This window comes from Streptomyces sp. RK62 (assembly GCF_018070255.1).
GTDB lineage: Bacteria > Actinomycetota > Actinomycetes > Streptomycetales > Streptomycetaceae > Streptomyces > Streptomyces nigra.
In genome coordinates this window covers 351,692-375,048 of the sequence record NZ_JAGPYD010000009.1, presented here as the reverse complement: position 1 = coordinate 375,048, position 23,357 = coordinate 351,692, and the positions used below count along the sequence as shown (strand labels likewise).

Annotated in this window: 27 protein-coding genes; 6 read left to right on the top strand and 21 right to left on the bottom strand. The window is 73.5% G+C overall.

Annotated features, from left to right (window positions below; all coding sequences use genetic code 11):
• Positions 1-51: 51 nt before the first annotated feature.
• The 3 genes from KBY32_RS19905 to KBY32_RS19895 form a co-directional block, all read right to left on the bottom strand.
• Positions 52-1,299 carry an aminotransferase class I/II-fold pyridoxal phosphate-dependent enzyme gene (locus tag KBY32_RS19905; protein ID WP_210981007.1) on the bottom strand — a complete coding sequence of 416 codons (1,248 nt, stop codon included), beginning with the start codon at positions 1,297-1,299 and terminating at the stop codon, positions 52-54.
• A 155-nt stretch (positions 1,300-1,454) separates the two neighbouring features.
• Positions 1,455-2,288, bottom strand: a complete 834-nt coding sequence (locus KBY32_RS19900) for a hypothetical protein (protein WP_210981006.1) — start codon at positions 2,286-2,288, stop codon at positions 1,455-1,457.
• A gap of 222 nt (positions 2,289-2,510) precedes the next feature.
• A complete protein-coding gene (locus tag KBY32_RS19895) occupies positions 2,511-3,302 on the bottom strand; it encodes an RNA polymerase sigma factor SigF (protein ID WP_055619331.1) in 792 nt (263 codons plus the stop codon).
• A 246-nt stretch (positions 3,303-3,548) separates the two neighbouring features.
• Here KBY32_RS19895 and KBY32_RS19890 point away from each other — a divergent pair, with 246 nt between their 5' ends.
• Positions 3,549-5,357 carry a thiamine pyrophosphate-requiring protein gene (locus KBY32_RS19890; RefSeq protein ID WP_210981005.1) on the top strand — a complete coding sequence of 603 codons (1,809 nt, stop codon included), beginning with the start codon at positions 3,549-3,551 and terminating at the stop codon, positions 5,355-5,357.
• A 16-nt stretch (positions 5,358-5,373) separates the two neighbouring features.
• Here KBY32_RS19890 and KBY32_RS19885 read toward each other — a convergent pair whose 3' ends face one another.
• On the bottom strand, positions 5,374-5,541 hold the full coding sequence (locus KBY32_RS19885) for a hypothetical protein (protein WP_210981004.1): 168 nt from the start codon (positions 5,539-5,541) through the stop codon (positions 5,374-5,376).
• Between the two features lie 144 nt (positions 5,542-5,685).
• Here KBY32_RS19885 and KBY32_RS19880 point away from each other — a divergent pair, with 144 nt between their 5' ends.
• Positions 5,686-6,090, top strand: a complete 405-nt coding sequence (locus tag KBY32_RS19880; RefSeq protein ID WP_115506042.1) for a DUF2795 domain-containing protein — start codon at positions 5,686-5,688, stop codon at positions 6,088-6,090.
• Between the two features lie 47 nt (positions 6,091-6,137).
• The gene (locus tag KBY32_RS19875; RefSeq protein WP_115505636.1) at positions 6,138-6,689 is read left to right on the top strand and encodes a type 1 glutamine amidotransferase domain-containing protein; all 552 of its coding nucleotides are present in this window, start codon (positions 6,138-6,140) and stop codon (positions 6,687-6,689) included.
• Positions 6,690-6,786: 97 nt separating this feature from the next.
• Here the strand turns inward: KBY32_RS19875 and KBY32_RS19870 are convergent, their stop codons facing one another.
• Positions 6,787-7,086: a DUF6158 family protein gene (locus KBY32_RS19870; RefSeq protein ID WP_055619335.1), complete on the bottom strand. Its 300-nt coding sequence runs from the start codon at positions 7,084-7,086 to the stop codon at positions 6,787-6,789.
• A 57-nt stretch (positions 7,087-7,143) separates the two neighbouring features.
• Between KBY32_RS19870 and KBY32_RS19865 the strand changes: the two genes are divergently transcribed.
• Positions 7,144-8,259 carry a Vms1/Ankzf1 family peptidyl-tRNA hydrolase gene (locus KBY32_RS19865; protein WP_210981003.1) on the top strand — a complete coding sequence of 372 codons (1,116 nt, stop codon included), beginning with the start codon at positions 7,144-7,146 and terminating at the stop codon, positions 8,257-8,259.
• 22 nt (positions 8,260-8,281) lie between these two features.
• Here the strand turns inward: KBY32_RS19865 and KBY32_RS19860 are convergent, their stop codons facing one another.
• Positions 8,282-9,901 (bottom strand): ABC-F family ATP-binding cassette domain-containing protein, encoded by a 1,620-nt coding sequence (locus KBY32_RS19860; protein WP_210981002.1) that lies wholly within the window; start codon positions 9,899-9,901, stop codon positions 8,282-8,284.
• Between the two features lie 65 nt (positions 9,902-9,966).
• Positions 9,967-10,626, bottom strand: coding sequence for a histidine phosphatase family protein (locus KBY32_RS19855; RefSeq protein WP_210981001.1), 660 nt, complete (start codon positions 10,624-10,626; stop codon positions 9,967-9,969).
• A gap of 71 nt (positions 10,627-10,697) precedes the next feature.
• On the opposite strand from KBY32_RS19855, the gene KBY32_RS19850 reads away from it, so the two are divergent.
• On the top strand, positions 10,698-12,191 hold the full coding sequence (locus tag KBY32_RS19850; RefSeq protein ID WP_210981000.1) for a bifunctional phosphatase PAP2/diacylglycerol kinase family protein: 1,494 nt from the start codon (positions 10,698-10,700) through the stop codon (positions 12,189-12,191).
• Positions 12,192-12,311: 120 nt separating this feature from the next.
• Positions 12,312-13,145, top strand: a complete 834-nt coding sequence (locus tag KBY32_RS19845) for a methyltransferase domain-containing protein (protein ID WP_210980999.1) — start codon at positions 12,312-12,314, stop codon at positions 13,143-13,145.
• Positions 13,146-13,162: 17 nt separating this feature from the next.
• On the opposite strand, the gene KBY32_RS19840 is transcribed toward KBY32_RS19845, so the two are convergent.
• The 14 genes from KBY32_RS19840 to KBY32_RS19775 all read right to left on the bottom strand — a co-directional run bounded on the left by KBY32_RS19840 (position 13,163) and on the right by KBY32_RS19775 (position 23,343).
• Positions 13,163-13,447: a gas vesicle protein K gene (locus KBY32_RS19840; RefSeq protein ID WP_055619341.1), complete on the bottom strand. Its 285-nt coding sequence runs from the start codon at positions 13,445-13,447 to the stop codon at positions 13,163-13,165.
• Positions 13,444-13,632: a gas vesicle protein gene (locus KBY32_RS19835; RefSeq protein ID WP_108709414.1), complete on the bottom strand. Its 189-nt coding sequence runs from the start codon at positions 13,630-13,632 to the stop codon at positions 13,444-13,446. The genes KBY32_RS19840 and KBY32_RS19835 overlap by 4 nt, the downstream gene beginning before the upstream one ends.
• Positions 13,629-14,423, bottom strand: coding sequence for a GvpL/GvpF family gas vesicle protein (locus tag KBY32_RS19830; protein ID WP_115505630.1), 795 nt, complete (start codon positions 14,421-14,423; stop codon positions 13,629-13,631). The genes KBY32_RS19835 and KBY32_RS19830 overlap by 4 nt, the downstream gene beginning before the upstream one ends.
• A complete protein-coding gene (locus tag KBY32_RS19825) occupies positions 14,420-14,749 on the bottom strand; it encodes a gas vesicle protein (protein WP_055619344.1) in 330 nt (109 codons plus the stop codon). Before KBY32_RS19825 ends, KBY32_RS19830 begins: the two co-directional genes overlap by 4 nt.
• Positions 14,746-15,933, bottom strand: a complete 1,188-nt coding sequence (locus KBY32_RS19820; protein WP_210980998.1) for an SRPBCC family protein — start codon at positions 15,931-15,933, stop codon at positions 14,746-14,748. The genes KBY32_RS19825 and KBY32_RS19820 overlap by 4 nt, the downstream gene beginning before the upstream one ends.
• Positions 15,930-16,571 (bottom strand): DNA primase, encoded by a 642-nt coding sequence (locus KBY32_RS19815; RefSeq protein WP_210980997.1) that lies wholly within the window; start codon positions 16,569-16,571, stop codon positions 15,930-15,932. Before KBY32_RS19815 ends, KBY32_RS19820 begins: the two co-directional genes overlap by 4 nt.
• The gene (locus tag KBY32_RS19810; protein WP_055619347.1) at positions 16,571-16,831 is read right to left on the bottom strand and encodes a gas vesicle protein GvpG; all 261 of its coding nucleotides are present in this window, start codon (positions 16,829-16,831) and stop codon (positions 16,571-16,573) included. Before KBY32_RS19810 ends, KBY32_RS19815 begins: the two co-directional genes overlap by 1 nt.
• A 3-nt stretch (positions 16,832-16,834) precedes the next feature.
• Positions 16,835-17,620, bottom strand: coding sequence for a GvpL/GvpF family gas vesicle protein (locus KBY32_RS19805; protein ID WP_210980996.1), 786 nt, complete (start codon positions 17,618-17,620; stop codon positions 16,835-16,837).
• Positions 17,617-18,042 carry a gas vesicle structural protein GvpA gene (locus tag KBY32_RS19800; RefSeq protein ID WP_055619349.1) on the bottom strand — a complete coding sequence of 142 codons (426 nt, stop codon included), beginning with the start codon at positions 18,040-18,042 and terminating at the stop codon, positions 17,617-17,619. Before KBY32_RS19800 ends, KBY32_RS19805 begins: the two co-directional genes overlap by 4 nt.
• Before the next feature lie 54 nt (positions 18,043-18,096).
• Positions 18,097-18,426 (bottom strand): gas vesicle protein, encoded by a 330-nt coding sequence (locus KBY32_RS19795; RefSeq protein ID WP_115505627.1) that lies wholly within the window; start codon positions 18,424-18,426, stop codon positions 18,097-18,099.
• A gap of 78 nt (positions 18,427-18,504) precedes the next feature.
• On the bottom strand, positions 18,505-19,440 hold the full coding sequence (gene ligD, locus KBY32_RS19790; RefSeq protein ID WP_210980995.1) for a non-homologous end-joining DNA ligase: 936 nt from the start codon (positions 19,438-19,440) through the stop codon (positions 18,505-18,507).
• A complete protein-coding gene (locus KBY32_RS19785; RefSeq protein WP_210980994.1) occupies positions 19,437-21,284 on the bottom strand; it encodes a transketolase in 1,848 nt (615 codons plus the stop codon). Before KBY32_RS19785 ends, ligD begins: the two co-directional genes overlap by 4 nt.
• Positions 21,271-22,800, bottom strand: a complete 1,530-nt coding sequence (locus tag KBY32_RS19780; protein ID WP_210980993.1) for an NAD(P)/FAD-dependent oxidoreductase — start codon at positions 22,798-22,800, stop codon at positions 21,271-21,273. The genes KBY32_RS19785 and KBY32_RS19780 overlap by 14 nt, the downstream gene beginning before the upstream one ends.
• A 135-nt stretch (positions 22,801-22,935) precedes the next feature.
• Positions 22,936-23,343, bottom strand: a complete 408-nt coding sequence (locus tag KBY32_RS19775) for a phage holin family protein (protein ID WP_210980992.1) — start codon at positions 23,341-23,343, stop codon at positions 22,936-22,938.
• Positions 23,344-23,357: the final 14 nt, after the last annotated feature.

The window sequence follows — 23,357 nt, the reverse complement described above, 5'->3', positions numbered from 1 at the left end:
CCGCCGGGGGGGGGGGGGGGGGGGGGGGGGCGGCCGAGTCGGACTGCTGCGTCATCGAGGGGTCTCCCATCGCTCGGCGTCGTCACGGAGTTCGTCGAAGACCGACTTCAGGTGGGTCAACGCGCGTCGCACGTGCGGCAGTTCCAACGGCGTGGGGGACGTGAGGCATTCCGCGCGCTCCTCGTCGGTGCCGGAGAGCAGCGCTCCGGTGGACAGCCGGACACGTAGCTCCCCGAGGGCGTCGCCGAAGCGGTGACCGCCGGGGGCGGGCATGCCGAGCCGGCCGGCGAGGAAGTCCTCCAGGTCCTGGGCGTCCCCCACGTCGTGGCCGGACAGCCCGGCGCGCAGCGGTCCGAGGTCGACGTACAGGTGCCGTCCGGCCTGCGGGGGGCGGGCGACGGCACCGGCGTCCACGGCGGCCGCGTACGCGGCGGCGGCGAGCCGCGCGTGCAGCCGTACGGTCGCGGTGATCCGGGCGGTGACCGGCTCGGGCTCGCTCAGGGCGTACCCGGCGGCGAGTGCCACGGGGCCCGCGACGCGGGCGCCGAGGGCGGTGAGGACGTCGAGCACGCGCGCGTGCAGGCCGTCCCCGGCGGAACCGGCGGGGAACCGGGCGACGGCCGCGGGCCAGCCGGTGGGGAGGTGGGCGCCGGCCAGGTCGGTGACGACGGTGACCCGGTCCGGGAGCATCTCGGCCGGGCTGAGCAGCACGGTCTCATGGGGGGCGTGCACGGTGTCGCGCCAGGTCTCGTCGCTGACCAGGTGCAGCCCCTCGCCGGTGGCGGCCTCCAGGGTCTCGTGCAGCACCTCGGGCGGGGCCACGGTGGCGGCTGGGTCGTCGGCGGGCGACAGCACCAGCAGCCGGGGGTCACCGCCCTCCGCACGGACCCGGCGGACGGTCTCCAGCAGGGCGTACGGGTCGGGGACGCCGCCGGACTCGGCCGGGGTGGGCACGTGGAAGACGGGTCTGCCCAGCAGGCGGGCGTACGGCGCCCACCAGGCGGCGCACGGCCGGGGCACCAGGACGTCCCCGCCGAGCGCGGCGGTCAGGGCGAGCAGGAGGGCGGGGGCGCCGGGGGCGGCGACGACCCGCTCGGGGGCGGTCGGCAGGCCCCGCCGGTCCCAGTAGCCGCACGCGGCCTCCAGGAGCGCGGCACCGCCGCCGACGGGCTCGCTGGCGGTCCGTCCCGCGGCGGCGGCGAGGACGCCGGCCAGCTCGGGCAGGACGGGCAGCCCGTCGTCGGGCAGGGGCGGCCCGAAGCGCACGGGGCCGTGGCCCTCGAGGTCCGTCCGGCGCATCCGTACCTCCGTGCTGTGCCAGCCGCCATATGAGCCGCACGGTGTGTCGTGTACCCGTCGCGCTCTGCGTACCCATCGTCATCCGTCCCATGACCGCCGCCGGAAGTTACGCCCGTCACACCGACGCAGCCGCCTCCGCCGGGCCGGCCGTACGGTCACTTCCGCCAGGCCGGCGCCCTGCGGCGCAGCCGGTACACGGCCCCGCCGGCCGCGCCCGCGATGAGGACGCCACCGCCGACCAGGGCGGGCACGGAGTCGGTGAAGACCCCGCCCTGCCCGGCCTTCACACCACCCGGAACGGCGGGGTCGACGGGGACGGCGGACGACTCACAGGGCTCGGGCTGGTGGGTCTTACCGCCGTTCCACTCCCCGGAACCCTCCGTCCGCGGCCGGCTCGACGACCCCCCGCTGTCCCCCCACTCCCCGCCCCCACCCCACGAGGACCCGCTACAACCGCCCTTGTCCCCCTTGCCGGTCTCGCGAGGCGTGCTGAGCGCGGAGGCGGCGGGGTCCTCTCCCCCGCTGTCGGCCGCCAGGGCGACGGCCTCGGACCGGCCCCCACCGGCACCCGCCGCGAGGGCCACGTCGAACGTCGCGCTCCAGTCCGACCCCTCGGCACCGCCCGTCGCCGGGCAGGTGCCGTCGACGGTCCAGACGGACTCGGGCCCGGCCGCGTCGGGATCGCCCTCGAAGTTCTCGGCCGGGGAGATCTGCGCGGCCCCCCGGTAGACGGGCGCGGCGTCGGCCCCCTCGCTGACGCGCCGGAGCTGAACGGTGCCGTCCTCGAACGCCTGGGACACGGCGTCGAGCGTGTCGGGCGCGGCGCCGTCGACCGGATCGCAGGTGACCGAGACGGTGACGGACTCGCCGGGCGTGACGGTGGCGGGCCCGACCTCCGCCGTGGGATCCGCGAGGGCGGCCTGGACGCCGGTGCCCAGAGCGGCACCGGCCAGTGCGGCGACGGACAGGGCGCGGACGGTGCGGCGCATGGGGTGGACTCCTTCGGCCGACGGCGACGGGGTACGGACACTCGTCCCCCCTCCGCCATGACAGCCCGCCCCCCACCCACCCGCGCGCGGCCACACGCCATTCGCGGGACGCGACGCGCCCGAGCGGGTGATGTGACGGGATGACGGGCGGGGATGGGGTAGTGGGCCTCGCAGGCCACGAGGTCGGCCGTCGCGGTGATCGTCCCAGGGAACCCCGGCGTCTCAGGAGTCGTCGTTCAGGACCTGGTCGCGGACTCGGGAGCAGCAGCGGTTGATCAGGCGGGAGACGTGCATCTGGGAGATGCCGAGTTGTTCGGCGATGCGGCTCTGGGTCATGTCGCCGAAGAACCGCATGTAGAGGATCGCGCGCTCGCGTTCGGGCAGGGCCGCAAGGCGCGGGGCGACGGCCTCGCGGTCGACGACCGTGTCGAGGGCGGGGTCGACGGAGCCCAGCGCGTCGCTGAGCGAGTAGCCGTCGTCGCTGCCGGGCAGCTCGGCGTCGAGGGACAGGGCGGTGAAGCTCTCCAGGGCCTCCTGGCCGACGCGGACGTCGGCCTCGCTCAGGTCGGCGTGCGCGGCGATCTCCGCGACGGTCGGCCGGCTGCCGGAGACGGTCTGCAGGTCCTGCACGGCGAACCGGACGCGGTTGCGCAGGTCCTGCACCCGGCGCGGGACGTGCAGCGTCCACATGTGGTCGCGGAAGTGCCGCTTGATCTCGCCGGTGATGGTCGGCACCGCGTAGCTCTCGAAGGCGTTGCCGAGTTCGGGGTCGTACCGGTCGACGGCCTTGACCAGGCCGAGCGCGGCGACCTGGCGCAGATCGTCCAGGCTCTCGCCGCGGCTGCGGAAACGCCCGGCCAGCCGGTCGGCCATGGGCAGCCACGCCTCGACGATCCGGCCGCGCAGCGCGTCGCGCTCCGGGCCCTCGGGCAGCGCGGCCAGTGCGCGGAAGTCCGCGGCGGTGTCGGGCGCGTCGTCGTGCGGGTGCTTCCGGGCTTTCACTGTGGTCGGCATGTCCCCTGGCAACTCCCTAGGTCACGTGCTCCGGTGGGACGGTCACCGCGGGAACGCCGAGCGCTCCGGTACCGGGCACACCCGTCCGGGACACAGCGGTCCCACGGACGTGCCTCCGGTCCGAAGCACTGATGGTCCGCCTGCCCCCATGCGGAGTGCCCAAACGCCCGCCGCAGGTTTTCCCCTCGGGTCCGGGGTCACTCGTAGCGGTGCCGCGCCGTCCCCGCAGTCCTCTGGAGGTCCTGTATGAGCACCACGGTCGCCGACCACATTCTCGAGCGTCTGCGTGCCTGGGGGGTGGAGCATGTCTTCGGCTATCCGGGCGACGGCATCAACGGTCTGCTCGCCGCCTGGGGCCGCGCCGAGAACCGGCCGCGGTTCGTGCAGTCCCGGCACGAGGAGATGTCCGCGCTCCAGGCGGTCGGCTACGCCAAGTTCAGCGGCCGGGTCGGCGTCTGCGCCGCGACCTCGGGGCCGGGCGCGATCCACCTCCTGAACGGCCTGTACGACGCCAAGCTGGACCATGTGCCCGTGGTGGCCATCGTCGGCCAGACGCATCGCACCGCGATGGGCGGGTCGTACCAGCAGGAGGTCGACCTGCACACGCTGTTCAAGGACGTCGCCTCGGACTTCGTGGAGACGGTGACCGTCCCCGAGCAGCTGCCGAACGTCCTCGACCGGGCGATCCGTACGGCGTACGCGCGCCGCGCCCCCACGGCCATCATCGTCCCCGGGGACGTCCAGGAGCTCGAATACTCGGCTCCCACGCACGAGTTCAAGATGGTGCCGTCCAGTCTGGAGTCCGGCGCGTGGACGACGATCCCCTCCGAGGACTCGGTCCGGCAGGCGGCCGAGATCCTCAACTCCGGTGACAAGGTGGCCATCCTGGTCGGCCAGGGCGCCGCGGGCGCGCGGGCCGAGGTCGAGCGGATGGCCGAACTGCTCGGCGCCGGCGTCGCGAAGGCCCTGCTCGGCAAGGACGTCCTGAGCGACGAACTGCCGTATGTCACCGGCTCGATCGGCCTGCTGGGCACGCGTCCGTCGTACGAGATGATGCGGGACTGCGACACGCTGCTGACGATCGGTTCGTCGTTCCCGTACTCGCAGTTCCTGCCGGACTTCGGCAAGGCGCGGGGCGTGCAGATCGACATCGACCCGCACATGGTCGGGATGCGCTACCCGTACGAGGTGAACCTGATCGGTGACGCGAAGGCCACCCTGGAGCGGCTGATCCCGCTGATCCGGTCGGAGGAACGCGGCCGGGAGTGGTTCGAGACGATCTGCGACAACGTGACGCGCTGGCACGAGGTGATGGAGCGGCGGGCGGCGCTGTCGGCCGACCCGGTCAACCCGGAGTACGTCACCCGCGCGCTGGACCCGCTGCTGCCCGCCGACGCGATCGTCACCTCGGACTCGGGGTCGATGTCCAACTGGTACGCCCGCCATCTGACGTTCCGTCCGGGGATGCGCGGTTCGCTGTCGGGAACGCTGGCGACGATGGGCTGCGCGGTGCCGTACGCGATCGGCGCGAAGTTCGCCCACCCGGACCGCCCGGCGATCGCGCTCGTCGGGGACGGGGCGATGCAGATGAACGGGCTGGCGGAGCTGATCACGGCCGCCAAGTACCGGGACCTGTGGGAGGACCCGCGCCTGGTGGTGGCCGTCTACAACAACCGGGACCTCAACCAGGTGACCTGGGAGATGCGCGCCATGGGCGGCGCCCCGTCGTTCCTGCCGTCGCAGGAGCTGCCCGACGTCCGGTACGCCGACTTCGCGCGCTCCCTCGGCCTGACCGGCATCCGCGTGGAGAAGCCGGAGGACGTCGAGCCGGCCTGGCGTACCGCGCTGGCCGCGGACGGCCCCGCGGTCGTGGAGTTCGTGACCGACCCCGCCGTGCCGCCGGTCCCCCCGCACGCCACCTGGGAGCAGCTGGAGGCGACGGCGTCGGCGATCCTCAAGGGCGACGCGGACCGCGGCTCGATGGTGAAGCAGGGCGTCAAGTCGAAGCTGCAGGAGTTCCTGCCGACGCGGGAACGGCAGGACAAGGGGGACTGACGGGGTCGGCGGGCGGTCACACCGGGTGTCGGTCCCCGGCGGTGGCCGCCCGCTCCGTGACCAGGCCCGGGGCCTTCGACGGGAGGGGTTCCGGGTCCTCCGGGAGGAGCAGTTCCTCGTAGCGCCCGAGCGCCAGCATCACGCAGAGCATCAGGATCGGCAGCAGCACGGCGAGCAGTGCCATGACAGGGTCCTTCCCCAGAACGTCGCGCGGGGGGTGACTCGGGGGGTGAGACGTCCGAGTCACCCCGCTTCCGGTCCGCAAACCCCGTGTCGGCCCCCGGTGGACGGGTACGCGGTGCCCAGCCCCGAGGATCTGGAGGGAGTCATGCAGCGAGGCAGCGACCGGCTGAGCGTCCACCGTGACAACGAGATGAAGCACGAACTACAGGGGTTGCTGCGGTCCGGGCACCCCACCCGGGCCGAGGAGTGGCACGACCCGGAGCCGTCCGCCGAGGACGATCCGCAGGTCGCGGGCGGTCCGGTGGCCCCGGGGTCGTCGGCGGCGTCCCTGGAGACGGTCCGGCTGGAACTGGCGCGCAACCTGAGCCGCCATTCCTTCCCGGCCGGCCCGCGGGAGCTCGTGGGCGAGCTGCGGCGCAGTCATGCGCCCGACGTCCTGGTGGACCCGGTGGGGCGGCTGCCGCGCTCCGAGCGGTACGCCAACGTGCAGCAGCTGGCCGAGGCGCTCACCGGCGAAGGCAGCGGCGGCGAGCGGCGCCAGGGGGCGTAACGGTCCGCCCGGCCGTGAGTGAACGACGACGAGAACGTGGAGACCGTATGCGCATCGCATTTCTGACCGCACCCGAGGGCGTCGAACAGGTCGAGCTGACCGAGCCCTGGCAGGCCGCGAAGGACGCCGGGCACGAGCCGGTGCTCGTCTCGACGCAGTCCGGTGAGATCCAGGCGTTCAACCATCTCGACAAGGCGGACACCTTCCCCGTGCAGGAGGTCGTCGGGGAGACGTCGGCCGGGGACTTCGGCGGTCTTGTCCTGCCCGGCGGGGTCGCGAACCCGGACTTCCTGCGGATGGACGAGAAGGCCGTCGCCTTCGTCCGGGACTTCTTCGACCGGGGCCTGCCGGTCGCGGCGATCTGTCACGCCCCGTGGACACTGATCGAGGCGGACGTCGTACGCGGCCGGGTCCTGACCTCCTGGCCGAGTCTGAGGACCGACCTCCGCAACGCCGGCGGCACCTGGGTCGACGAGCAGGTCCAGGTCTGTGACCACGCGCCGAGCAAGCTGGTCACGAGCCGCAAGCCGGACGATCTGAAGGCGTTCTGCCAGACCTTCCTGGAGGTGTTCGCCGCCGAGTCGCGGCAGGCCGCCTGACCGACCCACGGGCCCGCTCCCTGCCACAAGGCGCAAGGGGCGGGCCACAGGCGCCGGAGCGAGGACGACGGGTCCCGCCCCGGCGCCTTCCGTGTGCTCAGGCGCCGGACGAGGCGCCGGTGCCGGGCTCGGCGGGCGTGGTGCCGCCGTCGCGTTCGCGGGCTCCCTCACGGGTCCGGCCGGCCGCCACCAGGCGGCCGGGATTGCGGCGCAGATACTCGCCCTCCAGCTGCGCCATGCGTTCGTTGTGGGCCCGCAGCGCGTCGTTCGAGCCGTACAGCAGCGTGTCGTGGCGCGTCCGGTGGATCGTCTCCAGCTCCTTCATGAGCTGCTGATCGTCCAGCCGGCCGGGGTCGACTCCGGTCATCGTGGTGCCCCGCTCGTCGTGTTCAACCATGCCGTCCGGGTACCCGCCCGCTGAGCACACAGCCCCCGAGGCGCACGGGAGACAGTCATGGACCTCGCCTTTCTGCATCCACTGTACGAACACCCCGGCCCCTGGGCCTCCGTGTACGTGGGGACCTCCCGGCATACGGAGGACACACCGCACGAGCGGCATCTGACCGCGCGGGCTCTGACCGACGACCTCGCCGAGCAGGGCTGCGACACCGCGACCTGCGCGGCCGTACGCGGTGCGCTGGAGGCGCTGGAACACTCGTCCGAGCCGAACGGGCGGGCGATCTTCGCCCATGCGGGTGAGGTGGTGCTCCAGCCGTCGCTGGCCCGTCCCCCGCAGCGCGACAGCGCCCACTGGGCGCCGCTGCCGCACACCGCTCCCCTGCTGGAGCTGGCCGGTGAGGACCCGGTCTGCGTGGTCGCCTACGTCGACCGCAAGGGCGCGGACTTCGAGCTGCGCGACGCCCTGGGCGAGCGGGACGCCGGGTCGGTCAAGGGCCGTGAGCACCCCATCCACCGCACCGCGTCGTCCGACTGGTCCGAGCGGCACTTCCAGCTGAAGGTCGAGAACACCTGGGAGCACAACGCGGCGGAGGTCGCCGACGCGCTGTCCGTGTGCCAGGAGGAGACCGGCGCCGACCTGGTGATCCTCGTCGGTGACGACCGGGAGCGGCGGGCCGTGCACGAGCGGTTGCCGCAGCGGCTGCGGGACGCGGTCGTCGAGGCCCCGCACGGCCCGGGCAGCAGGCTGCTGGACGACGACGTGGCCCGGATCCGCGAGGAGCATGTGCGCGGCCGCGCGGAGAGCGAGATGGACCGCTTCCTGGCGGCCCGCACCCCGGACGACGAGGGCCGTGCGGGGGCCGTGGAGGGTGTGCCCGCGCTGGTCGAGGCCGCCCGTGAGCATCGGATCGACGAACTGCTGATCCGCCCGGACGCGCCGGACGCGCACCGCGAGGTGTGGATCGGCGAGGACCCCGACCAGGTGGCGGTGCGCCGCACGGATCTGCAGATCCTCGGCGAGCAGAACTCCTGGGCGGCCCGCGCCGACGACGCGCTGATCCGGTCCGCGGTCGCCACGGGCGCCGCCGCGGTGTCGGTGGCCCCGGCCGACGGCGCCGCCCGCGAGGAGGCCCCGGCGGGCGGCCTGGGCGCCCTGCTGCGCTGGGCGTGAGCCGCCCGGCGCTGGAGATCCGCTAGCGCGCCCGCTCCACCCTGCGCTCGTCCCACACCGGCTCCGGTGTCTCGCGGACGCGCCCGTCGCTGCCGAAGACCAGGTAGCGGTCGAAGGAGCGGGCGAACCAGCGGTCGTGGGTGACCGCGAGGACGGTCCCCTCGAACGCCTCCAGCCCCTCCTGGAGCGCCTCGGCGGACTCCAGGTCGAGGTTGTCGGTGGGCTCGTCGAGCAGCAGGGCCGTGACGCCCTGAAGCTCCAGCAGCAGGATCTGGAAACGGGCCTGCTGGCCGCCGGAGAGCCGGTCGAAGGCTTGCTCGGCCTGCTGGGTCAGCTCGTAGCGGCGCAGCCGGGACATGGCGGCGCCCCGGTCCTGGGAGTGCTCGGTCCACAGGATGTCGAGGAGGGTGCGGCCCATCAGCTCGGGGTGCGCGTGGGTCTGCGCGAAGTGGCCGGGCAGCACACGCGCGCCGAGCTTCCACCGGCCGGTGTGCGCGACGTCCTCGCCGGCCAGCAGACGCAGGAAGTGGGACTTGCCGGAGCCGTTGGACCCGAGGACGGCGACGCGTTCGCCGTAGAACACCTCCAGCGAGAACGGCTTCATCAGACCGGTCAGTTCCAGGTCCTCGCAGGTGACCGCCCGGACGCCGGTGCGGCCGCCTTTGAGCCGCATCCGGATGTCCTGCTCGCGGGGCGGCTCGGGCGGCGGGCCGGCCTCCTCGAACTTGCGCAGCCGGGTCTGGGCGGCCCGGTAGCGGGAGGCCATGTCCGGGCTGTTCTCGGCGGCCTGACGCAGCGTCAGCACCAGCTTCTTCAGCTGGGCGTGCTTCTCGTCCCAGCGTTTGCGCAGCTCCTCGAAACGGGCGAAGCGCTGCCTGCGGGCCTCGTGGTACGTCGTGAAGCCGCCGCCGTGCACCCAGGCGTCCGCGCCGTCCGGGGACGGCTCCACGGAGACGATCTTCTCGGCGGCGCGGGCCAGGAGTTCACGGTCGTGGGAGACGAAGAGGACCGTCTTGCGGGTCTCCTTCAGACGCTCCTCCAGCCAGCGCTTGCCGGGCACGTCGAGGTAGTTGTCCGGCTCGTCCAGCAGGAGGACCTCGTCGGTGCCGCGCAGCAGCGCCTCCAGCACCAGCCGCTTCTGCTCACCGCCGGACAGGGTCCGCACCTGCCGCCACTGCGCCTTCTCGTAGGGCACGCCGAGCGCGGCCGTGGTGCACATGTCCCACAGCGTCTCGGCCTCGTAGCCGCGCGCCTCCGCCCAGTCGGCGAGCGCCTGCGCGTACCGCAGCTGGGCGGCCTCGTCGTCGACCGTCATGATCGCGTGCTCGGCGGCGTCGACGGCCCGGGCCGCCTCCCGGATACGGGGCGGCGCCACCGAGACCAGCAGGTCGCGTACGGTCGTCTCGTCGCGTACGGACCCGACGAACTGGCGCATCACGCCGAGGCCGCCGCTCACGGTGACGGTGCCGCCGTGCGGCTTCAGCTCGCCGGAGATCAGCCGGAGCAGGGTGGTCTTGCCGGCGCCGTTGGGCCCGACCAGCGCCACCACGGCGCCTTCGCCGACCCGGAACGAGACATCGCCGAGCAGCGCCCTCCCGTCGGGGAGGTGGTACTCGAGGTGCGCGGCTTCCAGATGTCCCATGGGGCCGCATTCTCCGGGGCGTCCCGGAGCGGGGGCAAACCGTTATCCCGTCGCCCGTGCGCGCACTACGTCTGCGGGTCGTCGACGGGCCGGCCGGTGGGGCCGCCGTCGCCCGCCGGGGCCACGACCGCGCCCGCCCAGGACAGCGCCTTCCAGGCCTCGCCGGGCGCGCCCTCCAGGATCACGACCCCGGTGTTCTGCAGGGGGTGGGACGCGGCGAAGGCGACGTCGACGTTGGCGGCGCGGGCCGCGGTCCACATGCGGATCGCGGCGCCGTGGCTGACCATGGCGACCGTCCCGGCCCCGCTCGCGGCGGCCTCGGCGATCACGGCGTCGTAGCGGCCGAGCGCCTCGTCGCCGCTCTCGCCGCCCGGCATACGCAGGGCCGTGTCCCCGGCGGCCCAGGCGAACACGGTCCGCATATAGGGCTCGGCCTCCTCGGCGTGGCCGTCCAGCAGCTCCATGTCCCCGGCGGACACCTCACGGATGCCGTCGCGCACCCGCACGTCCAGGCCCCGCGCGGCGGCCAGCGGGGCGGCGGTGGCCTGGGTGCGGATCAGGGTGGAGGCGTAGACCGCCTCGATGTCCTCGTCGGCGAGCGCGTCGGGCAGGGCGGCGGCCTGCTGTTCGCCGAGGGGCGTGAGGGGCGCCCCGGGGGGTGCCGTGTCGAGCAGGTAGTCCACGTTGGCGGTGGTCTGGCCGTGACGGACGAGCAGCAGGCGCATCGGGGGTTCCTTCGTGTGTCGGTCCGCACGGACCGGACAGCTCGGGGCCGGATCAGGGTACCCAGGGCTGTATGAGCCCAGACGTCGACCTCACGGTCCCCCTGCCCGGCCGGCACGCGCTGCGCGACCGCTTCCTCGCGTTCGACTCCCGGCTGTTCGAGTTCGCGGCGGAGCGGAACTGGCCGTTCGCCGAGCCCGTCCTGCCGAGGCTGAGCCGGAGCGCCAACCACGGGGTGCTCTGGTTCGCCGCGGCCGCCGCGATCGCCGCCTCCCGCTCGCCCCGGGGCCGCCGGGCCGCGGCTCGCGGTCTGGCCTCGCTGGGCCTGGCGTCGCTGACCATCAACACGCTCGGCAAGCGGTCGGTGCGCAGGCCCCGGCCGGGGCTGGAGGCGGTGCCGCGGGTGCGGCAGCTGAAGCGGCAGCCGATCACCACGTCGTTCCCGTCGGGTCACGCGGCGTCGGCGGCGGCGTTCGCGACCGGCGTGGCCCTGGAGTCGCCGAAGTGGGGTCTGGCGGTGGCACCGGTCGCCTGGTCGGTGGCGCTGTCGCGGGTCTACACGGGGGTGCACTTCCCCAGCGACGTCCTGGTGGGCGCGGCGCTCGGGGCGGGCGCCGCGTACGCCGTACGGGGGCTGGTGCCGCCCCGTGATCCACAGGTCCCGCCGGCCCGCCCGCGCGCGGACGCGCCAGCGCTGCCCGAGGGCGACGGCCTGGTGGTCGTCGCCAACAAACGCGCGGGGAGCCCGGATCGGGTGCACGCCCTGCTGGACCTGCTGCCGCGCGCCGAGGTCGTCGAGTGCGAACCCCGCGATCTGGGCGCCGAGTTGGAGCGGGCGGCCGGGCACGCCCGGGTGCTCGGGGTGTGCGGGGGCGACGGGTCGGTGAACGCGGCGGCCGAGGTCGCGCTGCGGCACGGGCTGCCGCTGGCGGTGCTGCCCGGCGGCACGCTGAACCACTTCGCGCTCGACCTGGGCGTGGAGGACGAGACCGATCTGGGCCGGGCCGTGTCGCGCGGCGAGGCGGTGCGCGTGGACGTGGGCCGCTTCCACAGTCCCGGACGAGAGGGCGTCTTCCTCAACACGTGCAGCCTCGGGGTGTATCCGGAACTGGTGCGTGAGCGCGACCGGTTCGCGTCCAAGGTCGGCGACTGGCCCGCCGGGGTGCTCGCGGCCGCGCGCGTCCTGCGCCGGGACCGGCACCCGCTGCGGGCCGAAGTCGGGGACGGCGCCCACCCGTTGTGGCTGCTGTTCGCCGGGAACGGCACCTATCACCGGCTGGGGCTCGCGCCCGCGCGCCGGCTGGACCTCGCGGACGGTGTCCTGGACGTCCGGGTCGTGCACGGCGGGCGCCGGCCCGCGCTGCGGCTGCTCGCCGCGGCCGTCGCCGGTCCGCTGAGCCGCTCCCCCGTCCACGCGGCCGTCCAGGTGGCCCGGCTGCGGCTGACGGCCGTCGACCCGGGGACCCCGCTGGCGTACGACGGTGAAGTCACCGAAGTGGGCGGCGAGGTGACGCTGGAGAAGCTGCCGGAGGCACTGACGGTCTACCGCCCCCTGCCGGGCTCATAGAAGCGGTCGTCCCGCATGGTGATACGCAGGTCTCATCATGCGACACGACGGCGTACGGTGACGCTCACCGTCCGGTGCGGCCCCGCGGGTCGCCGGTACGCCGACACGAGGGGATCAGTCATGCCCGAGAGGCCGTCGCAGGCGCGGGAGACCGCCGTCTACACCCATGGTCATCACGAGTCCGTCCTGCGCTCGCACACCTGGCGCACCGCCGCCAACTCGGCGGCGTATCTGCTCGGGCATCTGAAGCCGCACACGCGCGTCCTGGACGTCGGGTGCGGTCCGGGCACGATCACCGCCGACCTCGCGGCCCTGGTCCCCGACGGACAGGTCACCGGGGTCGACCGGGAGCCGGCGATCCTGGAGCGGGCGCGGGCCACCGCCGCCGAACGCGGCCTGCGCAACGCCGACTTCGCACCCGGGGACGTACACGCCCTGGACTTCCCGGACGGCACCTTCGACGTGGTCCACGCGCACCAGGTCCTCCAGCACGTCGGCGACCCGGTGGCGGCGCTGCGCGAGATGCGGCGGGTCACCCGGCCCGGCGGCCTCGTCGCCGTACGGGACTCCGACTACGCGGCGATGACCTGGTACCCGGAGTCCGCCGGCCTGGACACCTGGCTGGACCTGTACCGCCGGGTCGCCCGGGCCAACGGGGGCGAACCCGACGCCGGGCGCCGGCTGAAGTCCTGGGCGCTGGCGGCCGGGTTCACGGACGTCACCTGCACGTCCAGCACGTGGACGTTCGCCACGACTGAGGAACGGGCCTGGTGGAGCGGCCTGTGGGCGGACCGCACGGTGGCCTCCGCCTACGCCGAGCAGGCCACCGGGGGCGGGAACGCCTCACCGGCGGAGCTGCGCGAGGTGGCGGAGGCATGGCGGGCGTGGGGGCGCCGGGAGGACGGCTGGTTCAGCGTCCTGCACGGGGAGATCCTGTGCCGTAAGGACGCCTGAGCCGAGCCTGGGAAGGATCACTCCCGGGGCAGCAGCGGGCCCAGCGGGCCGAGGTCCAGGTTCAGGTCCTCGGGCCGCAGCCCGTACCGGTCCCGCAGCTCGGTCATCCGGTCGTCGAGCAGCATCAGCGTCAGGCCGATCCGCTCCTCCTGCTCCTCGCTGAGATCGCCCTCGTCGAACCGGCGCAGCGCCTGGCGCTCCATGAGCTGGCGCAGCAGCTCCACGACCGTCAGGACGAGCTTGACGAGGTCGCGCTCCACGGTGTCGGGTTCGAGGTCGAGGCGGTTGCGTCGTTCGGTCACGGCTGGTCCCCCCAGGGCGACGGGACCTGCTCGTTGACCGAGCTGATCAGCGCGTTCAGGTCGATACGGACAAGGTCGACGTCGGCGATGCGCAGCGTGATGTCGCCCTTGACGACCACACCGCCGGCGAGCAGCCGGTCGAGCAGGTCCACCAGGGCGATCTCACGCCGTTCGACGACGGTCACGACTCCACCCCCGGGTCCTCGGCGAACTCGCCGGCGAAGGAGTAGGCGGCCCACGGCCCGGTGAGTTCGACCCGGATGCCGGGCACGTCGTCCTTCTCCCGGTCCACCAGCTCCACGAACTCCTCGGAGTCGGCGCGCGACACCAGGTAGGCGGCGTTGAGCACGTTCTGGCCGGTGGCGCCGGAGAGCGCGGAGTTCTGCGGGGCGTGCAGCCGGGAGTCCTCGGCGAACGCCGCGAGCGTCCCGTGCAGCCGCTCGGAGAACTCCGAGGCCCGCTGCCACACGTCGTCGTGGGCCCGCGTCTGGTCGCGGCGGCGGCGCAGATAGTCGCGGCCCGACACGGGCTTCGCGGCGGGCCGCGCGGCGCCCTCCGCCTCGGCGGAGGACTCCGGCGGCCGCTCGACGTACACCTTCACGCCCCACTCGACCCGGCCCGCGAGCCGGTCCAGGACGCGCCGCAGCTCCTCCTCGCGGGCCTCGATCATGCTGCGTACGCCGCTGTCGTCGCGGAACACGGTCGCCATGCGCAGCGGCAGCGGGGTGGTGACGGCCGTGAGGGCGTCGATCACCTGCTGGTGCGCGCGGGCCGTGGCCGTGAGCCAGTCGAGGTCCTCGAGGTTGGCGCGCAGCGCCTCCTCGGTGAACTCGTGCTCCGGCACGGTGCTGACGACGGCGACCAGCCCATGGTGGGTGAGCCGCTTCGGCGGGGCACCCGCGACCCCCGACAGCTGGCGCTGGAGGGGGGACTCGTAGGGGTGGCAGACGGCGTACACATAGCGCAGACCGCTCATGGGGCCTCCTCCCGCTGGGGCCTGGCCGGCTCCAGCTGGGCCAGTCGCTCACGCAACTCGGCGTTCTCCCGCGCGAGTTCGTTGTGCCGGGCGCGGGAGGACAGGGCGGGGTCGTCCTCCCACCAGTCGATGCCCATCTCCTTCGCCTTGTCGACGGAGGCGACGATCAGCCGCAGTTTGATCGTGAGGAGCTCGATGTCGAGCAGGTTGATCCGGATGTCGCCCGCGATCACTATGCCCTTGTCGAGCACCCGCTCGAGGATGTCGGCGAGGTTGGCTCCGCCGCCCTGACCGTACGGATCCGGGAGCCTGCTCGGTGTGGTCATCGCCGGCTCCTGCCGCGCGCGGGCTCCTCTTCGTCCGCAGGCTCGTCCTCGTACTCGGCCTCCGGCTCCTCCTCGTCCTCGTAGCCGTCCTCCGGTTCGCCCTCGTCCTCGTAGGCGTCCTCGGGCTCGTCCTCGTAGGCCTCGTCGTCCTCGGGCTCGTCCTCGTACTCGCCCTCCGGCTCCTCCTCGTCGGCGTGTTCGCCGTCGTCCTCGGAGTCCTCGGCGGACGCGTCGGGCTCCTCGCCCTCGTCGCCTTCGTCGCGGGCCTCGCCGTCCTCGCGCTCCTGCTCCTGCTCTTCCTCCTCCTCGACCGCGTCCTCATGGCTGCGGACGACCTCGCCGTCGCGGATCTCACCGCGCCAGCCGTCCTCCGCCTCTCCCTTGAGGGTGATGAAACGGACGTAGTTCTTCAAGTCGAGCCGGACCCGGCGGCCCTGGGCGCGCCAGATGTTGCCGGTCTTCTCGAAGAACCCGGAGGGGTAGTACTCGATCACGAGCAGGACGCGGGTGAGGTTCTCCGCGAGCTGGTGGAAGGTGACGACGCCCTTGGTGGTGCCCTTGGCGCCCTCGGAGGTCCAGGCGATCTTCTGGTCCGGCACCTGCTCGGTGGTCTGCGCCTTCCAGCTGCGGCTGGACCACCAGATCTTGCCCTGCCAGTCGGAGTGGGTGTCGTCGGCGCGGTTCGCGCTCTTGACGCCCTTGGCGAAGGTGCTGAAGTCCTGGTACTGCGTCCACTGGTCGTAGGCGGTCCGCAGCGGCACACCGACGTCGACGTACTCGATGATGACGGTGGGCTTGTTGCCGGCCTTCTTGCCCTTGCCGCCCTTGCCGCCCTTGCCGCCGAGGTTCTTGAACGCGCCGACCACGCTGTCCTTCGCGCGGCCCGCGCCGACCTCCAGCGCGCTGCGCACCGGGCCCTTGCCCTCGGCGAGCTTCTTGCCGCCGTCGAGGGCCAGCTTGGCGAAGCCCGGGCTGTTGCCCTCGGCGATGTCGTTGAGCTTGCCGGTGGCCTCGCCGAGCTTGCGGCCGGTGCCGACGAGCAGACGCTGTGCCTGGGCGGCGAGGTAGTCCTGCACCTCGCTCTTGAGCCGGTCGGCGGCCTCGCTGTGCGCGAGGTCGGACAGGGGCTGCTTCTTGGCCGCCCCGCCGGCCGCGGAGCCCGCGGAGCCGAGTGTCTCGGTCATGCTCCGTCACCACCCTCGGACCGCCGCGCGCCGCCCGACGCCCTGCGGGCCGCGGACCGCGCGGAGCCGGTCTTCTTCGCCGCCGTCTTCTTGGCGGGAGCCGTCTTCTTGGCCGCGGCCTTCTTGGCGGGGGCCTTCTTCGCGGCCTTCTTCGCCGGAGCCCTCTTGGCGGCCTTCCTCGCCGGGGCCCGCTCCTCGCGCTCCCCGTCGTCCTCGGCCTCGTCGTCGTGCTCCGCCTCGTCGTCGTCGGCGCGCGGCTCCTCGTCCTCGGGGGCCTCGTCCTCGTCGTCGTAGGCGTCCTCGTCACGGTCGTCCTGACCGCCGCCCGCCAGCTGCTCGCGCACCTCGGCGGTACGGCCGTGCAGCCGGTCGGCGAGCGCCGCGATCTGCCGCTCGACGAGAGCCCCGGAGGCGGCCTTGCCGACCCCGCTCAGATCCTGCCGCAGCTGGTCGCCGAGCTCCTTGAACTGCGGGTTGCCCGCCAGCTGCGTGGTGACCAGCTCGCCCAGCGCCTTCGGGGTGAGGTTCAGCTTCTTGCCGGCGACGAGACTGCCCACCGCCAAGGCCATCTTGGCCTTCTTCGTCCGTCCGAGGACGTATCCGGCCCCTATCGCGAGGCCCAGTCCAACTCGGTTCATCATGCCGTCCTGTCGCCGTTCCCGTAGCCTGCGCGCAGTCCTGTGTCGAGCCGGTCGAGCAGTTCGTCCTCCCGGCGGTCGAACTCCTCCTCGTCGATCTCGCCCGACGTCAACTGCTCCTCCAGCCGTGCCAGTTCGGCCCGCACGGCGCTCGGGTCGTAGTAGAGGCGTTCAGCCTCCTCCAGCACCTTCTTGATGACCCAGCCGCTGCCGCGCGCCGGAGCGAACGGCAGCAGCAGGATCTCTCCGATGAGTCCCATGGCTCACTCCCTGGCGACCTCACCCGCCCCGGCACCGCCGGCGGCGTCGGCGAGACCGGAGTCACCGGGACCCGGCTCGACGAAGCTGTAGGGCGGCAGCGGGCCGTTGAGCCGTACCTCGAGGTGCGGGTGGCCCTTGCGCAGCTGCTCGACCGCGGCGAGGAACACGTCCGCCTCGTCCCGGGCGACCAGGAAGGACACGTTGGCGAGCCAGCCTGAGGAGTCGGGGCCCACGTTGACGGCGGCGGCGGCCGGTTCCAGCGTGTGCCGCACGTCGGTGGCGTCCCGTGCCTCCTGCTCCTTGACGGCCGCGGCCACCATCTCGCCGAGCCGCAACCGGTCGTCGTAACTGCCCCCGCCTGCCTGCCGGTTGGCCTCCGTCATGGCGCGCAGCTGGGGGTTCTCCGACAGGACGCGGTGCAGGACCGCCTCCTCCGCGTGGTTGGCCTTGACGTTGTACTCGTCCTTGCCCTCCAGCGCGTCCAGCCGCTCCGCGTAGTGCTCGGCGCGCTCCTCGAGCACGGAGACGACCGCGTCGTCGTCGGGCGCCACGCTGCCGAAGCGCATCGGCAGCACACACCCCGCGGCGCCCGTCTCGGCGAGCACGTTGGAGTGGGCGAGCAGTTCCCTGCGCTTGGGCCGCAGCCCCTCGGGGGCGTCGCTGACCACGGCGGCCAGCCGGCCCGCCTTGAGGATCCGCACGGGCCGTGCCGGGTCGCCGACGCCGCCCATGTCCTCGGGGAGGGCGGGGTGCGAACTCGCGGTGATGCCGTACACGTACGTGCTCACTCCTGCTCCTCCTTCCGGCGCGAGGCCGTCGACTTACGGGCGCGCCGCGGGCGCTCCTCGGTGTCTTCCTCCCGGGCCTGCTTGAAGGCGTCCGAGATGGTCTCGGCGGCTCCGGAGAGCGCGCCCTTGGACTTGCCGCGCGCGCCGGACTCGGTGACCTCACCGACGATCTCCGGCAGGCCGGGGCTCTTGTTGGGGCCCGACTCCAGGTCGAGCCGGTTGCACGCCTCGGCGAAGCGCAGGTACGTGTCGACGCTGGCCACGACGACCCGGACATCGATCTTCAGGATCTCGATTCCGACCAGGGACACCCTGATGAACGCGTCGATGACGAGTCCCCTGTCGAGTACAAGCTCAAGTACGTCGTAGAGGCCGCTGCTGCCGCCTCCGCCGCCGGTCTGCTGTGCCGGGACAACGGTCATTCGGACCGTTCCTCCTTGTCTCGGGGACGGTGTGCTGGGCGTGGGTGCGCGGGCCTAGCGGCCACCGCGCCGGGCGTCGGAACGCCCCCGCTCGTACCGGCCCAGACGCCGGTATCCGGTGAGCTGCCCCTCGGAGTCCAGTTCGACCTGGTAGCTCGCCATGAGGCTCATCGTGTCGGGGACGCGGGACAGCTCCAGGACCTCGACTTCGAGGGTCCAGCCGTCCTCCGTGCGATCGAAGGACGTCACGGTCTCCGCTTCCATGCCGGTGAGCTCGGCGAGCTGGGCCCGCGCCTCGCGCAGGACCTCCATCGGGGTCGGCCCCTTGCCCGTCCCGTCCGTCTGTCGTCTGGATGACTCGGATGTGTTCTGTGAATCATTCATGGGCGCCTCCTACGCCGTGTGGCCCGGAAAGCGCCCGGTAAACCGGCTCGGTTCGAACAGTGACGGTGCGTTCGGCGGTCAGTCACGCAGGGTCGCGAGCCGGCGGCGGGCCGGGCCGAGGGCGCGGGCGCGGCCGAGCTCCGCCCAGGGCTCCGTGCCGGCCTGCTCGACGGCGTCGGCGATGGTCCAGCGGCGCGCGTGCAGCTCCGGGTCGTCGACGGCGTCCCAGGTCACGGGGGTGGCCACGGGGGCGCCGGGCCGGGCGCGGACGGTGTAGGGGGCGACGGCGGTCTGCGCGTAGGCGTTGCGCTGGACGTCCAGGTAGAGGCGGTCGCCGCGGTCCTTCTTGCGGGCGGCGGTGGTCAGCCGGTCCGGATGGGCCGCGACGAGCGCCTCGGCGACCTCGTGCGCGAAGTCCCGGACGGTGTCGAAGTCGTCCCGGCCGTCGAGCGGGACGACGACGTGCAGTCCGCGGGAGCCGGTCGTCATGGGCGCCGACGGGAGCTCCAGTTCGTCCAGGAGCCCGTGCAGCGCGTGGGCGGCGGCCCGGACCTGTTCGAAGTCGTCGCCGGGCGGGTCGAGGTCGAACACGAGCCGGTCCGGGTGGTTCAGGCCGCCCGCGGTGTCGGTCCGCGACAGCCAGCGGTGAAGGGTCAGACACGCCTGGTCGGCGAGGAACACGAGGGTGGCCGTGTCGTCGCAGACGGTGTGCGTGACCGTGCCGTCCTCCTTGGGCACCTCGACACGGGTGATCCAGTCCGGGTAGTGCTCCGGGGTGTTCTTCTGCATGAACGTGGGGCCGTCGACGCCGTCGGGGTGCCGTTCGAGCATCAGCGGGCGGCCCCGCAGATGCGGCAGCATGTGCGGGGCGACGGCCCGGTGGTACTCGATCAGATCGCCCTTGGTGTACTCCTTCGCTCCCCCGCCGCCGGGGAAGAGCACCTTGTCGACGCGTTTCACCTCCACGGTGCGGCGGCCCGCCCGCACCGTCGTCGCGCCGTCTCCGTCGCTCACCGTACGACCGCCTCCTCGACGAGGAGGGTGACGGCCGAGGCGATGGACGCGGCGTCGATGCCCGCGGCGTGCAGCTGCTCGTCGGGCGAGGCCGAGCCCGGCATCGTGCGTACGGCCAGGCGCACCAGGCGGGGCACCGGGCGCCCGTCGGAGAAGGCGTCGAGGACGGCGTCGCCGAGCCCGCCCTCCTCGCGGTGGTCCTCCACGGTGACCAGGCAGCCGGTCTCCTCGGCGGCCCGGCGCAGGGTCTCGCAGTCGACGGGCTTGACCGAGTACAGGTCGACCACCCGTACGTCGATGCCCTCGCGGGCCAGCGTGTCGGCGGCGGCGAGGGCCTCGTGGACGGTGACGCCGGCCGCGACCAGGGTCAGCCGGTCCCGTTCGCCGGAGCGCAGCACCTTGCTGCCGCCGACCGGGAACTCCTCGTCGGGGCCATACAGCACGGGTGCGGCGCCGCGCGAGGTGCGCAGATAGCGCACGCCGTCGAGGCCCGCCATGGCGGCGACGAGCTTCGCGGTCTGGTTGGCGTCGCACGGGTACAGCACGGTCGAGCCGTACACGGCCCGCATCATCGCCAGGTCCTCCAGGCCCATCTGGCTGGGCCCGTCCTGCCCGATGGAGACGCCCGCGTGGGAGCCGACCAGGTTGACGCAGGCCCCGCTGACGGAGGCCATGCGGACGAAGTCGTAGGCGCGGGTCAGGAACGCGGCGAAGGTCGACGCGTACGGCACCCAGCCGCGGGCCGCCAGGCCGACGGCGGCGGCGACGAGCTGCTGTTCGGCGATGTAGCACTCGAAGAACCGCTCGGGGTGTTCCTTGGCGAAGAACTCGGCACGCGTGGAGTCGCTGACCTCGCCGTCGAGGGCGACGACGTCGCCGCGGCCGGAACCGAGCGCGGCGAGCGCGTGGCCGTAGGCGTCGCGGGTGGCGACCTTCTCCCCCAAGTCCCAGCGGGGCAGCTCGGTCTCCGAGGACGGAATGACGCGCGGCTGGCCCGAGGTGTGCGGTTCGTGGACGTGGAAGGTGCGGTCGCGGAGGCCCCCGAGTTCGGCGATGGCCTCGTCGGCCTCCGGCAGCGGCTTGCCGTGCAGGCCCTCGCGGTCCTGGACGGAGGCGACGCCCTTGCCCTTGAGGGTGCGGGCGAGGACGACGGTGGGCTGGCCGGTGGTGGAGCGGGCCTCGCCGTAGGCGCGGTCGACGGCGTCCACGTCGTGCCCGTCGACCTCGATGGTGTGCCAGCCGAACGCCTGGAAGCGGCGGGCGTAGGCGTCGAGGTCGTGGCCGTGCCGGGTGGCGCCGCGCTGCCCGAGCCGGTTCACGTCGACGATCGCGGTGAGGTTGTCCAGGCCCTCGTACGCGGCGTGCTCGGCGGCCTCCCAGACGCTGCCCTCGGCGAGTTCGCTGTCGCCGCACAGCACCCACACGCGGTAGCCGGTGTGCTCCAGCCTGCGTCCCGCGAGGGCGATGCCGACGCCGATCGGCAGACCCTGGCCGAGCGAGCCGGTGGCAGTCTCCACATACGGCAGCCGGCGGGGCGTCGGGTGTCCTTCGAGGCGGCTGCCGAGCTTGCGGAAGGTGAGGAGTTCGCCGTCCTCGATGGCCCCGGCGGCCTTGTAGGCGGAGTACAGCAGCGGCGACGCGTGGCCCTTGGAGAGGATGAAGCGGTCGTTGCCGGGGTGGTCGGGCCGGTCCATGTCGTAGCGCAGATGGTTGGCGAACAGGACGGCCACGAGGTCGGCAGCGGACATCGACGACGTCGGGTGCCCCGAGCCCGCGGCGGCGGAGGCCCGCACGCTGTCCACGCGCAACTGCTGCCCGAGCTCGACGAGTTCATCGGTGTTCATGGGTCCCCTTCCGGGAGGTCGCGTGGGCGGACTTCTTGCGGTGCTGCGCCTTCTCCTCGCGCTCCGCCGGGCGCTCGGGCCGCTTCACCGGTCCGGGTGGTTCGGGGTGCTTGACGGCGTCGGGGTCCCGCACGGGGTCGGACGCCCTGTCCTCGCCCCGCCCCTCCGCCGGTGCGTCACCGGTCTTCGCCGGCTCCTCCGCCCGGTCCGGGCCGCCCGGCATCCGGACCAGCTCCGGCGAGGCGGTGTCCAGCGGCACCGACCAGGACCGGACGAGCCCCAACTGCACGGCCTGACGCGGCAGTACGGCGTCCAGCACCCAGTCGGCGGCGACCCGCACCCGGTTGCCGGGCATCGCGGCGAGGTGGTAGCCGCGGGTGACGGCGCCCGCCACCGCCCCGGAGAGATGCACACCGAGCGGGTTGGCGGCGGCCTTGACGCCGCCCAGGTCGACGACGAAGCCAAGGTCGCGGTGCCGGTAGGCGCGCCGCTCCCCCATGCCCAGGGAGGCGGCGACGTTGTGGGCGACGGTCTTGCCCTGCCGCCAGGCGTGCTGGGCCGTCATCGGCGTGTACGAGCCGGGCTTCTCCAGGTCCGGTACGGCGGCCGCGTCCCCGGCGGCGAACAACTCGTCGCGGCCCGGCACCCGGAGATGCGGGTCGACGAGCAGCCGGCCCCGTTCCAGGGGCAGTTCGAGGGCGGCGGCGAGCGGGTCGGGCCGTACGCCGACGCACCACACGAGGGTGCGGCTCGGGACGAACTCGCCGTCGGTCAGCAGGACACCGTCGTGCGTGGCCTCCTTGACGGAGGTGCCCATCCGCACCTCGACGCCGCGTCGGCGCAGCACCTCGTCGGCGGTGCGGCCCAGCCGCTCGTCCAGTTCCGGCAGGACGCGGTCGGCGATGTCGAGCAGCATCCAGCGCGGCCGCATCCCGGCCCGCAGCGGGTGCTTGCGCACCTGGGCGTCGGTGAACAGCTGGCCGTGCGCGGCGACCTCGGTGCCGGTGTACCCGGCGCCGACCACGACGAAGGTGCAGCGGGCCTGGCAGCGCGCGGGCTCGTCGGTGTCGGCGGCGAGTTCCACCTGCCGGGTGACGTGGTCGCGCAGGTACAGCGCCTCGGGCAGGCTGCGGAAGCCGTGGGCGTGCTCGGCGACGCCCGGGATGGGCAGCAGCTTGTTGACGCTGCCGGCGGCGAGCACGAGGCGGTCGTAGGAGAGGGTGCCGCCGTCGCCCTCCGGGCCGGTGTAGTGCACGGTGCGTCCGTCGAGGTCGATGCTGTCGGCCTCGCCCAGCACCAGCCGGACGTGCGGCAGGGTCCCGGACAGGGAGACGGTCACCCGGCGGGGCTCCAGGATGCCGGCGGCGACCTGGGGCAGCAGGGGCAGGTACAGGAAGTAGTCGGTCGGGTTCAGCAGAGTGATGTCGGCCTGGTGCCGGGTGAGCCGGGACAGGGTACGGGCCGCCCGGTACCCGGCGAATCCGGCGCCGACGATCACGATGCGGGGTCGACTCACGGTGGGCCTCCGGCCTTGTCGATCGCGTGTCGCAAACCTCGGAAGCCTTCCGCGTCCCCCTGCCCCGCCCCGCCAAACGTCCGCGCGAACCCGCCGGTGCCGTACCGGCGGGCCCGCGTCACCCGGGGCGGAGGCCTACCGCCGGTCGTGGGTGCCGGGCACCGTCGGCGGCGTCGACGGCATCGGCGGCACCGGTATGTCGGTGCCGGGGGCGGTCTCGGCGGGGCCGGGGGCCGGGGCGGTGGGTCCGTGGTCGGGGCGGGCCGCGGCGCGCAGGGCGTAGGCCACCGCGCCCAGCACCGCCGCCGTGATCAGCGCGGCCGCCCAGTCGGGCAGCCCGGCCGCCAGGCCGAGGCCCAGGGCCACGGTGAGGGCCGCTCCGGCGTACAGCGCGGCGGCGCCCGACCCGGCGTAGAGCGCGGCGCGGCGGCGCTGCCGGCGCGTCTGCTCGCGCAGTTCGTCGCGCACGGTCTCCCGTGCCACCTGCGCCAGTTCGTCGACCAGGTGCTTGTCCAGATGCTCAAGGTGATCCAAGCGGTCCATGGCCGGCGGGTACC